A 1708-nucleotide genomic window follows, 5' to 3' on the forward strand; every position below is an offset into this window, starting at 1 on the left:
GATGTGTATAAGAGACAGGCACGGCATCGCGACCGCGCAGCACCACGTCCTCGCGGTGCGAGATCAGGTTGATGCAGGTCGGCGGCGCCGGGGGGCGGCGGCGAACCGGAACGGCCAACCCGAAGGTTCCGGGCTCGATCTCGCCGTGGGTGACCACCCAGCCGCGCTCCCGAGTCTGCGGGACGATGTCGCGTTCTCCGGGGCGCGCAGGCATGGCTGCCAGCAGCGCGATCCCGGCGGCGCCCAGGCTGAGCGGATGGCGGCTGCCCTCGTGGAACGCGAGTTGGTAGCCGACTTGGGTGGGGACGATGACCGCGACGGCCACCTGCTGATCGCCCTCGGCAACCAGCAGCGAGACCGTGGTCCCGAGTTCGTCGGCGAGCGCGCGCAGGGTCGGCAGGCTCACCTGTCGCACGTTGTTGTCGAACGAGGCTCCCAGTACGGCCAACGCTGCGGCCGGGCGATACCGGCCGTCGTCCCCCTTGGCGATCAGCCGGAAGCCGGTCAGCGTGTTCAGTAATCGGTAACTGATGGTCCGGTGCACGCCGACGCGGTCGGCGACCTGTTGCACCGTCAACCCCTCCGGCGCGGCGGCAACCGCCTGTAAGGCGGCCAACCCGCGGGCCAGGGTCTGCGAACCCCGCGCGGTCTCGGCGGCAGCGTCGGGCATCAGCGTGGGCATCGGCAGGGCCTCCTTGACATCCACCCGCATGAGAGTGATGCTCTTGAATATAACGTACATACATGTGCGATAAAAGCACGTTCAATATGCCGTAAAACGAGAATCGCATTTCCGCCGCGAGCTAGGGAAGAGGTGGCCGGTGCCGGAGTTCGAGAGCGTCTGGAGTGATCTCCAGGGCGTCGCGTTCGAGCAGGGCTACCTCGATGCGCGCGGTGTGCGCACCCGGTACTTGCGGGCCGGCGACCCGGCCAAGCCGGTACTGGTGCTGCTGCACGGATCCGGGGGGCACGCCGAGGCCTACGTCCGAAATCTCGCCGCGCACGCCGAGCATTTCTGGACCTGGTCGGTGGACATGCTCGGTCACGGCTACACCGACAAGCCCGGTCACCCCCTGGAGGTTGGCCACTACGTGGCGCACCTGGTGGACGTGCTGGACGCGATCGGTGCGCAGACGGCCAGCATCAGCGGCGAATCCCTCGGCGGCTGGGTGGCGGCGCGCGCCGCCATCGACCACCCGGACCGGGTTCACCGGTTGGTGCTCAACACCGCGGGTGGTTCCCAGGCCGATCCCGAGGTGATGAAGCGAATCGTCACGTTGTCGATGGCTGCGGTCGAGAATCCCAGCTGGGAAACGGTCCAGGCGCGCATCAAGTGGTTGATGGCCGACAAGACCAAGGACTACGACGACATCGTGGCCAGCCGTCAGCGGATCTACCGGTTGCCGGGATTCGTCGACGCAATGCGCGACATCATGGCGTTGCAGGACCCGCAGATCCGGGCGCGGAATCTATTGGGGCCCGCCGAATACGGAAGAATCACTGCGCCCACCCTGGTGGTCTGGACCAGCGACGACCCGACGGCCGACGTAGAGGAGGGCAAGCGGATCGCGTCGATGATCCCCGGCGCCCGGTTTGAACTGATGCCCGGCTGCGGCCACTGGCCACAGTATGAGGACCCCGAGACCTTCAACCGCCTTCACCTGGAATTTCTGCTGGAGCGCTAGCGCTGTCTCTTATACACATCTGA

General features: G+C 66.6%; 2 protein-coding genes. One reads left to right on the forward strand and one right to left on the reverse strand.

The window, feature by feature from the left end:
- Nucleotides 1-682 (reverse strand): helix-turn-helix domain-containing protein (locus LI94_RS21105; RefSeq protein ID WP_046302466.1); only part of this gene is annotated, 682 nt, incomplete at its 3' end.
- 139 nt (nucleotides 683-821) lie between these two features.
- Between LI94_RS21105 and LI94_RS21110 the strand changes: the two genes are divergently transcribed.
- Nucleotides 822-1685 (forward strand): alpha/beta hydrolase, encoded by an 864-nt coding sequence (locus LI94_RS21110; protein ID WP_024440865.1) that lies wholly within the window; start codon nucleotides 822-824, stop codon nucleotides 1683-1685.
- Nucleotides 1686-1708 lie beyond the last annotated feature (23 nt).

Origin of the sequence: Mycobacterium sp. UM_Kg27 (genome assembly GCF_000972905.1) — a bacterium.
Lineage (GTDB): Bacteria > Actinomycetota > Actinomycetes > Mycobacteriales > Mycobacteriaceae > Mycobacterium.